Raw genomic sequence first — 9,830 nt, 5'->3', positions numbered from 1 at the left:
ACATTATATCATCATATACTATAATTTTACATTATATATTAATATGAGACTTATATTATTGACTTTATCATTATTATTTTCATTAAATAGCAATAGTAGCATTATGGAAAAAGAATCAGTTATATATTTAGCTGGAGGATGCTTTTGGGGTACAGAGCATTTTCTGAAACAGATTAACGGTGTAAATAGAACGGATGTTGGGTATGCTAACAGCATGATAAAAGACCCTACATACGAAGAGGTATGTACAGGCAAGACCAATGCTGCTGAAACAGTTAAGGTTATTTTTAATCCTGATGTATTGCCTTTATCATTACTTTTAGAACTATATTTCAAGACAATAGATCCTACCAGTCTTAACAAGCAGGGTGGAGATAGAGGAACACAGTATCGTACCGGAATATACTACACAGACACCAAGGATAAGAAAATAATAGACAATGCAATTTCTATATTATCTGCTAAATACAGCAAACCTATTGTAATTGAGGTCAAACCGATAGAGAACTTCTACAATGCTGAGCTATATCATCAAGACTATCTTGACAAAAACCCATCGGGATATTGCCATATTAACCCACAGTTGTTTAAATTTGCACGCGAAGCAAACAAAAAATAATCTTTAAGAGACACTTATATTTTAATTCTATTATTATGAAAACACTTTCAAAATTTATGTTGGGCTGTGCTCTATGTCTAGTAACATATGGTGTACAGGCTCAGGATTCTCGTACTCAAGTTATTGATAATGGAGGTAGCGGAAGTTATAAAGCTATCATGGCTAGTGACTCATCACTACCTACTCACACAATCTTCAAACCTCAGGATTTATCTAAATTTGGTCCTGCACAACAACTCCCTATTCTGGTATGGGGAAATGGAGCATGTGCAAACACTCCTTACGAGCATATCAACTTCCTAAACGAGATTGCATCGCATGGCTTTCTTGTAGTTGCCATCGGACCTATGCCAGGTGAAGGCGAGGTAAAGCATGAGTTGACAAGTTCTAAGTTATTAACAGATGCCATTGATTGGGCTATAGCTCAGAATAGTAACAAAAACAGCATCTATTATCAGAAATTGAACATTGACAAAATTGCTGCAGCAGGTATGTCTTGCGGTGGTTTGCAGACATTGGACATCTGCCAAGACCCAAGATTGAAGACTGTGATGATTTGCAATAGCGGACTATTTCTAAATCCTACCCAAGCAATAGAGGGTATGCCAATGCCAAAGAAAGAGAAACTTAACTCTATTCACACTCCTATTTTATACATACTTGGAGGCGAGACAGATATTGCTTACGGAAACGGAATGGATGACTTCAAAAGAATAAATCATGTACCTGCATTTGTAGCTAACTTTAATGTTGGACATGGGGGTACTTATGGTAAACCTAACGGAGGTGAATTTGGTGTTGTAGCTACAAACTGGTTGTTATGGCAACTTAAAGGGGATAAGACTGCTGAAAAGATGTTTGCAGGTGCTCCTTGTGGACTCTCAAAAAGAGAAGGATGGATTGTCGACAAGAAGATGATTCCTTAATTTCAGAATCAACTATAATCTGCGTAATGATTTTTACGCTTATTATTAATATATCAAAGATGGTACACAATATATGTGTATCATCTTTTTTGTCAAAGAACAGAATCAGCATTATTGACTCATTCTGATTATTTCAAGTAGCACATCAAATAAGCAAAGCAAAAGAGGAGTCGCCTATAGAGATTCAACTCACATCTAAGCCTAAACGCATTGAGGCAAACATAATATATCAATCTTTAGGATTTGAGAAGAAGGAAACGAACTTCTATAGAATGGTTTTAAACTAACTTTTTTTAGGATGTAATCTCCGGCCGGCAACGTTAATCTTTCAGACGGCGACGGCGTCTGAATGGCTGACAACGGCAACTTATCAGACGGCGACGGCAAATGAAAAACTATTTGGGATTCATCGGAAATCTCTTAGTATATTATCGGATTTCATAGGGCAAAGAAAAGAATTTATCAAGATAATGAAAACAACCTAAAATATCCGCTGACCCGAATTTCGGTATGATCCAAAGTTAATGGGTGAGCCCATTTTGTTCCATCCGCCTTAAAAATAAAAGACAACTATCGAATTATCAGATAGTTGTCTTTATTTAGTTGCGGAGGCTCGACTCGAACGAACGACCTTTGGGTTATGAGCCCAACGAGCTACCAACTGCTCCACTCCGCGATATTGTTTTTGATTACGGATGCAAAGGTACGGGTTTTTAATTAAAAAACAAACAATAAGGATATTATTTTCTCGCTTATAAAGAGAAATCATTCTAATCTTCTGACTAATAGAACATAAGAAATATGTTAAAGTTTGTAACCCTTAAGAAACTATATTTTTTTCTTGTCAGGGAATGAGAAATAATGTACTTTTGCTATTATATAGTATAACATAGAATTTAAACTATAATGACAGTATCGAAAACCAGAGCTAAATTAGTTGATGCAGCAAGGCAGCTATTTGCAAAAAATGGCGTTGACAATACAACTATGAATGATATTGCCTTGGCATCTAAAAAAGGTAGAAGAACACTCTATACCTATTTTAAGAGTAAAGAGGACATATACATGGCTGTTGTGGAAGCAGAACTCGAGATGTTGTCGAAAGCTATGGAGCAAGTGGTACTCAAGCCAATAAGCCCAGATGAAAAAATTGTTGAGATGATTGAGACACACCTTGATGCTATTAAGACTGTAGTTTACAGAAACGGAACTCTCCGCGCAGGTTTCTTTAGGAATATATGGAGCGTAGAGGCTGTTAGAAAGAATTTTGATGCCAAAGAGATGGAACTTATTAAGAAGATTCTTGATGAAGGCATAGAAAAAGACATTTTTGATATAAAAGATAGTAAATTCGTCGCTGAGATTGTTCACTATAGTATACGAGGAATAGAAGTTCCTTATATTAGAGGAAATATAGGTCGTGACTTAGACGAAAAAATAGCATGGCAACATGCCTCAAAAATGATATTTGGCGCATTATGTAGAAAATAATTTTTTAACTTATATTAAAATGGGATTATTAACAGGAAAGACAGCACTTATTACTGGTGCTGCTCGCGGTATCGGTAAAGCTATCGCTCTTAAATTTGCTTCTGAAGGAGCTAACATTGCATTCACAGACTTAGTTATTGACGAAAATGGGAAAGCAACCGAACAAGAAATTGCTGCTTTTGGTGTAAAAGCTAAAGGTTATGCTTCAAACGCTGCTGATTTCACTCAGACTGAAGAGGTAGTTAATAAAGTAAAAGAAGATTTTGGTTCTATAGATATTTTGGTTAACAACGCTGGTATCACAAAAGATGGATTAATGCTCAAGATGAGCGAAGCACAATGGGATGCTGTTATTGCTGTAAACCTAAAGAGTGCATTCAACTTCATACATGCATGTACACCAATCATGATGCGTCAAAGAGGTGGTTCTATCATCAACATGGCATCTGTAGTAGGTGTTCATGGTAACGCAAGTCAGTGTAACTACGCTGCATCAAAAGCAGGTCTTATCGCTTTAGCTAAATCTATTGCTCAGGAAATGGGTTCTAGAGGTATTCGTGCAAACGCTATCGCTCCTGGTTTCATTGAAACTGCTATGACAGAGGCCCTTCCTGAAGAAGTCCGCAAAGAGTGGATGAAGACTATTCCTCTTCGTCGTGGCGGTACTCCTGAAGATGTGGCAAACATAGCTACATTCCTTGCTTCAGATTTATCTTCATATGTATCTGGACAGGTGATTCAGGTAGATGGTGGTATGAACATGTAATATGTTTATATGACAGTTATATACGAGGACAATCATATCATTATAGTCAACAAGACAGCTTCTGAGATAGTTCAAGGAGATAAGACTGGGGATAAGCCTCTATCGGAAATCGTAAAGGAATATATAAAAGAGAAATACAACAAACCAGGAAATGTCTTTATAGGCGTTCCTCATAGGCTTGACAGACCAGTTAGCGGAATTGTTGTATTAGCAAAGACTAGTAAAGCTCTTGCCAGACTAAATGAGATGTTCCGAGATGGAGAGGTCAAGAAGACATATTGGGCAATTGTAAAGAACTGTCCGAAAGAAGAAGAAGCTCTACTTGAAAACTACCTGGTACGAAACGAAAAACAGAACAAGTCGTATGCGTATGACAAAGAGGTAGCAAATTCAAAAAAAGCTATGCTTCATTATAAGTTGATTGGTCACTCTCAAAATTACTTCCTTCTTGAGGTGGACTTGATGACCGGAAGACATCATCAGATTAGATGTCAACTTGCTAATATGGGATGCCCTATTAAAGGTGATCTTAAGTATGGTGCTCAAAGATCTAATCCGGATGGAAGTATCTGCCTTCATGCTAGAAGAGTAAGGTTCACACATCCGGTCTCAAAGATAGAGATAGATATAGTTGCTCCTACCCCTGAAGGAAATCTTTGGAATGGATTTGATATGTAATCAAATATTTAAAGGGTAAACATTAATGTTTACCCTTTATTATTGCTTAATATGCCGGCATTAAACCTATATAACGATAAAAAGGTCACCACTAAGCGGCGACCCTTTATTTTATTATATGCCTTAAAGGCTTAAATAAACTAATTTATTACTGACGTTGAACAGAAGAATAATTAATCTTCAAAGCGTATGCTTGTCGCAGAGCCTGCTTAACATCAGTTACAATACCCATCTTTGTATCTTTATCTATCTTGAGAGAAACAGTCATAAATGGCTGATCTTCTTCTTTCATGTTCATTCTCTCCTGAGTAATGTAGTCCTGTACTTCTGATACTTCAGAGAACTTATCGTTCAACTGGATACGACTTTCAGAACCCATTTTAGCCTGAAACTCAGGCGTTGGTTTACCAATATAGATAAATGAAACCAAAGATTTCTTTTCAAGTTTCTCAAGCTCTGTAGCCTGAGGAGCCCTAAATTGAACCTTCAAAGTTACCTCACGCATTGTTGTTACAATCATAAAGAAGAACAACAATGTAAAGATAAGGTCAGGAAGTGATGAAGTATTCAACTCAGGCATTCCACGTTTCCCTGATTTATTAAATTTTCCCATTACTTAGCTCCATATTTTTTAGGTTCAGCTTCAGAAATCTTCTGAGGATAATAATCACGAATAGCTTTCTGTTCATCCTCAGAACATTCTAAATATTTTCTTCCTCCGAATTTTTCCTTAGCCAATTCATCTCTTAACTCATTATAAGCAGCTACAAGTTCATTTTGGACATTGATATAAGCTTGATAGCTAGTACCAACGTCATTCTGAACTGAAATAACATGCTTTTCCGTAATCATAACATCACCTAATAAAGGTATGTTTTTTCGATGTTTCTCCGGAAGAGTTGGGCTGTCTTGTTCATTCTTAATGAATTCCTTTGCCTTATCTTTCAATTGCCCTATGCTAATGTACTCAGTACCACACATTAGTTGGTTGTCTTTATTAAGACGTACCTGAAGCACATTACGCTCCTTCACAATAATATTATCATCTTTTGTCTGATTCCTTTCAGGAGGTGGCGGCAAACGTCTTGCAAGACCACGATCAGTATCCATTGATGTCGTAATAAGGAAGAAGATAAGCAATATAAAGGCAATATCCGCTGTAGAACTTGAATTAATTCCAGGGACATTTCTTTTCTTTCTTGCCATTTTACTTACTCTATTTAAATTAAAATCAATGTAATAATATTATTTTTTAAAGATACCTAGCATATTAACTACTGTAGCCAGAACAGAAGCGCCTAAAAGAATATATATTGAATACAAAAACATATCGGTAATCTTCAACCAAAATATATCTGTATAAGGCATTCCATTGGCAGTAACTGGTTCATCTGATCCAATAGCATATGAGATAGCAATAACAGCAACTAATACAACTAATCCTAATAAAGATTTAAGTGCTCTTTTGGGGCTATCTTTTAAGGCAGTTATAAACTGTGCAAGACCAGCTGCAATTGTAATTACAACAATAGCAATTATTAATGCATACATCAAGTATATAAGAGTGTCTGTATGCTGAGGTGCAGTCAGTTCACCTATAGTATTATTGTATCCAACGAAGTAAAATAGACCTAGAACTATCAAAATAATAGCAAATAAGGCATATAAAACATAGAAAGATACTTTATATGATAATTTAGCCATTTTAATTATTTTTTGTATTTCAGGTTATACTTCATGATCATATCAAGCAAATTGATAGAAGAGTCTTCCATATCGCTTGTTAAAGCTTCAATCTTAGAGAGAATGTAGTTATAGAAAGTCTGAAGAATCAAAGCAGCAACAAGACCAAAGATTGTTGTGATCAAAGCAACTTTCATACCACCTGCAACAACTGTTGGAGAAATATCACCAGCTGCTTGGATGTTATCGAATGCCATAACCATACCAACTACAGTTCCCAAGAAACCTAAAGATGGAGACATGGCAATAAACAATGTAATCCAAGAGCATCCTCTTTCAAGGTAACCAGCCTGAACACCACCATAAGAAACGACAGAGCGTTCTACTACATCTATGCCTTCGTCAACTCTCATAAGACCTTGGTAGCATATAGAAGCTACAGGACCACGAGTATTACGGCAAATTGTTTTAGCACCTTCTACATCTCCTTTTTCCAAAGCAGCCTCAAGTTTAGTCATCAACTTTTTAGCATTAACCTCTGCAAGACTTAAATAAATAATTCTCTCAACGCAGAAAGCTAAGCCTACAACCAAAGCGATAGCAACCAATGACATAAAGCCTGCACTACCTTCAATAAACTTTGTTTTAATCTCTTTATGAAGGCCTCCACCTTCTTCTACTACTGCAGCTTGTTCTGCGTTATCACCATCTGCTGGAGCAACTTGTTCTGTTTGGGGAGCAGCTTGTTCTTGTGCCATTGCTGATTGAATTGATCCTAAAGTAAGGACTCCCATCACTGCAAGAATTGCAAATAACTTTTTCATTGTGTGTCTAATTTTTTAAGATTAATTAATTGATATATTTATTCTATTTATTTTGTTCTCTATCTATCAATGTATGCGGAGAAAGCGGGATTCGAACCCGCGATACGCTTTAGGCGCATACACGCTTTCCAGGCGTGCCTCATCAACCACTCGAGCATCTCTCCAAAGAAGCAATTCCTCTGTATCTCTATTTAAAACGTATGCAAATTACAAAGAAATTTGGTAACTACAAGCGTTTTAATATACAAATGTATCTTTTTTACCTTTCATTACTAGCTAATTAAAAAGTTATACCAAAATAGTTATAAAAAATAATATCATTTATAAAACTCCGGAAACTTTTTTGAATAATCTTAAAGCATTATCATCCGTTATAGAGGATATATCGTTTAAAGGAGTGTCATAAATTAATGACAGTTTCTTTGCAATATCTATAATATATGAACTCTCATTTCGTTTTCCACGATAAGGAACTGGAGCAAGGTATGGAGAATCTGTCTCAAGTACAATTCTTGATAGAGGTATATCTTCTAACACCTCAGGTAAAGTACTCTTCTTGAATGTAACTACTCCATTAATTCCAAAAAGGAAATTGGGAAATTCCATGAGTCTTTCAGCCTCAGCCTTATCACCTACAAAACTATGGAATATGCCACTTAGCTTTGTCGACTTATAGGGTAAAAGTGTATTATATAATTCATTCGAAGCGGCACGGCTATGAATTATTATTGGCAAATCTGAGTCTATTGCCCAACCTATCTGTGTATGAAAAGCATCAATCTGCTCATCTTTGAAGGTGGAGTCCCAATATAAGTCAAGTCCCACCTCACCTATTGCTATGTAATCTGAATTGTTTGCAAGTTCCTTTTCTAAAATATCTAGCTGTGATTTATAGTCCTCTCTCACCTCTGTAGGATGAAGACCAATCATTGGGTAACATACCCCTTTATACTCTCCACACATTTTTTTCAGTGATGGTAATGAAGATACATCTATATTTGGCATGAACAACTTAGTCACCCCTGCTTCAATAGCGCGATTCACCATCTCATAGCGATCATTATCAAACTCTTCTGTAAAAAGATGGGTATGGGTATCAATCATCAGACGTTTCTTCTCATCATACGTTTAACAAAATCTTTCAACTCACTCTTTTTGCTTTCTTCTACACCTATGGAGTCAAGCAAAACGAGCCCCTTCTCAAAGTAATTATCAATCTTCTCAAAGCAGAGTTTATCTATATTGAGTTCATTGTATATTGCTGTTATTGCTTTTATCTTATCTTGAGGGTCAAAGTTATCCATTTTAACCCAACGAAGTATCTCTGCTTTCTGTTGCTCAGAGCCATTATTATAAGCAGACAAAAGCATAAATGTCTTTTTATTGCTTATTATATCGTTACCGATACTCTTTCCAAAGGTTTCAGGAGTACCATAGACATCAAGATAATCATCTTGTAACTGGAATGCCAAGCCTAAATTTATGCCAAACTGATATAGAGAATCAGCATCTTCATCAGAAGCACCTGCCTTAATAGCTCCAATCTTTAGCGAAGCTGCAAGAAGTACAGCTGTCTTCAGCCTAATCATCTCTATATATTGGTCGATAGTAACATCTTCCATTGTCTCGAATTGAATATCCCATTGCTGACCTTCACATATTTCGATGGCTGTTATTGTAAATAAAGGTAATATACGATCTAAGAAATCTTTATCACATTCACACATATACTTATATGCTAGAATAAGCATAGTATCTCCTGACAGTATAGCAGTATTCTCATCCCACACCTTATGTACAGTAGGTCTGTTTCTTCTCATGTCCGAATTATCCATCAAGTCATCATGAAGAAGAGTATGATTATGATACATCTCTATGGCTGCAGCCTGTGGTAATACAGATTCTATATCATCCTTATAGAGATTGTAAGCCAAAAGCATAAGCAACGGCCTAACTCTTTTCCCTCCTACTTCCAGTACATAATCTATAGGATTATATAATTCATTAGGCGCATGATTGTAAGCCAACGAATTGATATATTCGTTTACTTTCTCTGTAAGATATGAGACTTTAAATATCATAATTTATATATAAAATGTGATTAAATCAAAAAGGCTGCTTAATGGCAGCCTTTTTATATATTCATTTACAATTACTGTAGTTTGAATGTTACAGGCACTGTATATTTTACTCTAACTGGTTTGTTACGTTGTTTACCTGGCTTCCATTTAGGCATCATCTTTATTACACGAAGAGCCTCTTTATCCAAATATGGGTCAACGCTACGTACAACAACTGGATCTACTATTGAACCGTCTTTATTGACAACAAATTGCACTATAACCTTACCTTGAACACCGTTTTCCTGTGAAACTGTTGGATATTTAATATTCTTACTTAAGAATTTCAAACATTCAGCCATACCACCTGGATAATCCGGCATCTCTTCTACAACCTGAAATATCTGTTGTTCTTCAGGTTCTTCCTCCTGTACTACTGGAGCAGCTACGTATTTAACTTCTACAGCCTTACCAGTCTCTTCAGATGCTTGAATTGAGCTCTCAACGACATCAGCATCATTCTTTACAATTTCCAATACTTCTTCTATTTTCGGAGCGTCTGGAGGAGGAGGCGCTTGTTTCTGTTCTTGTTCTGTGATTGGAATAATTTCTTCTTCAAAAACGACTTCGGAGATACCTGAATCAGTCATAATCTTCTTATCACGCTCAGTCCATTCGAACGCAACAAACATTATGGCTAGAGATAAGATAATTCCGATAAGCAGCCAAGTATTTCTTTTACTTTCAAGGTCTGCTTTAGGAGATTTTTTGACTTCCATATGT

General features: G+C 36.1%; 11 protein-coding genes, 2 tRNA genes and 1 pseudogene. 5 read left to right on the top strand and 9 right to left on the bottom strand.

Annotated elements, in window-relative coordinates:
* Window positions 1-103: 103 nt before the first annotated feature.
* Together msrA and JCM15092_RS10540 are read left to right on the top strand one after the other, a co-directional pair.
* Window positions 104-610: pseudogene (gene msrA, locus JCM15092_RS15800) on the top strand (peptide-methionine (S)-S-oxide reductase MsrA); the annotation flags it as partial.
* Between the two features lie 44 nt (window positions 611-654).
* Window positions 655-1,545 carry an alpha/beta hydrolase gene (locus JCM15092_RS10540; RefSeq protein ID WP_024994632.1) on the top strand — a complete coding sequence of 297 codons (891 nt, stop codon included), beginning with the start codon at window positions 655-657 and terminating at the stop codon, window positions 1,543-1,545.
* A gap of 603 nt (window positions 1,546-2,148) precedes the next feature.
* On the opposite strand, the gene JCM15092_RS10535 is transcribed toward JCM15092_RS10540, so the two are convergent.
* Window positions 2,149-2,221, bottom strand: a tRNA-Met gene (locus JCM15092_RS10535).
* A gap of 230 nt (window positions 2,222-2,451) precedes the next feature.
* Here JCM15092_RS10535 and JCM15092_RS10530 point away from each other — a divergent pair.
* From JCM15092_RS10530 to JCM15092_RS10520, 3 genes are read left to right on the top strand one after another with little or no spacing between them, the layout of a single operon-like run.
* Window positions 2,452-3,036, top strand: a complete 585-nt coding sequence (locus JCM15092_RS10530; protein WP_024994631.1) for a TetR/AcrR family transcriptional regulator — start codon at window positions 2,452-2,454, stop codon at window positions 3,034-3,036.
* A gap of 19 nt (window positions 3,037-3,055) precedes the next feature.
* Window positions 3,056-3,802, top strand: coding sequence for a 3-oxoacyl-[acyl-carrier-protein] reductase (fabG, locus tag JCM15092_RS10525; RefSeq protein WP_024994630.1), 747 nt, complete (start codon window positions 3,056-3,058; stop codon window positions 3,800-3,802).
* A 9-nt stretch (window positions 3,803-3,811) separates the two neighbouring features.
* A complete protein-coding gene (locus JCM15092_RS10520; RefSeq protein ID WP_024994629.1) occupies window positions 3,812-4,480 on the top strand; it encodes an RluA family pseudouridine synthase in 669 nt (222 codons plus the stop codon).
* Window positions 4,481-4,628: 148 nt separating this feature from the next.
* Here JCM15092_RS10520 and JCM15092_RS10515 read toward each other — a convergent pair whose 3' ends face one another.
* The 8 genes from JCM15092_RS10515 to JCM15092_RS10480 form a co-directional block, all read right to left on the bottom strand.
* Window positions 4,629-5,093 (bottom strand): ExbD/TolR family protein, encoded by a 465-nt coding sequence (locus JCM15092_RS10515; protein WP_024994628.1) that lies wholly within the window; start codon window positions 5,091-5,093, stop codon window positions 4,629-4,631.
* On the bottom strand, window positions 5,093-5,686 hold the full coding sequence (locus JCM15092_RS10510; RefSeq protein WP_024994627.1) for an ExbD/TolR family protein: 594 nt from the start codon (window positions 5,684-5,686) through the stop codon (window positions 5,093-5,095). Before JCM15092_RS10510 ends, JCM15092_RS10515 begins: the two co-directional genes overlap by 1 nt.
* A 39-nt stretch (window positions 5,687-5,725) precedes the next feature.
* Window positions 5,726-6,184, bottom strand: coding sequence for a hypothetical protein (locus JCM15092_RS10505; protein WP_024994626.1), 459 nt, complete (start codon window positions 6,182-6,184; stop codon window positions 5,726-5,728).
* Window positions 6,185-6,189: 5 nt separating this feature from the next.
* Window positions 6,190-6,987 (bottom strand): MotA/TolQ/ExbB proton channel family protein, encoded by a 798-nt coding sequence (locus tag JCM15092_RS10500; RefSeq protein ID WP_024994625.1) that lies wholly within the window; start codon window positions 6,985-6,987, stop codon window positions 6,190-6,192.
* Between the two features lie 76 nt (window positions 6,988-7,063).
* Window positions 7,064-7,151: transfer RNA gene (locus tag JCM15092_RS10495), tRNA-Ser, on the bottom strand.
* Between the two features lie 157 nt (window positions 7,152-7,308).
* Window positions 7,309-8,094 carry a TatD family hydrolase gene (locus JCM15092_RS10490; RefSeq protein ID WP_024994624.1) on the bottom strand — a complete coding sequence of 262 codons (786 nt, stop codon included), beginning with the start codon at window positions 8,092-8,094 and terminating at the stop codon, window positions 7,309-7,311.
* A complete protein-coding gene (locus JCM15092_RS10485; protein WP_024994623.1) occupies window positions 8,091-9,068 on the bottom strand; it encodes a polyprenyl synthetase family protein in 978 nt (325 codons plus the stop codon). The genes JCM15092_RS10490 and JCM15092_RS10485 overlap by 4 nt, the downstream gene beginning before the upstream one ends.
* Before the next feature lie 71 nt (window positions 9,069-9,139).
* On the bottom strand, window positions 9,140-9,826 hold the full coding sequence (locus JCM15092_RS10480; RefSeq protein ID WP_024994622.1) for an energy transducer TonB: 687 nt from the start codon (window positions 9,824-9,826) through the stop codon (window positions 9,140-9,142).
* Window positions 9,827-9,830: the final 4 nt, after the last annotated feature.

It is taken from the genome of Phocaeicola paurosaccharolyticus JCM 15092 (assembly GCF_000613805.1).
In the GTDB taxonomy this organism is placed as follows: Bacteria; Bacteroidota; Bacteroidia; order Bacteroidales; family Bacteroidaceae; genus Phocaeicola; species Phocaeicola paurosaccharolyticus.
Note: the sequence above shows the minus strand (reverse complement) of the source record. Positions and strands in the feature narration are given on the sequence as shown.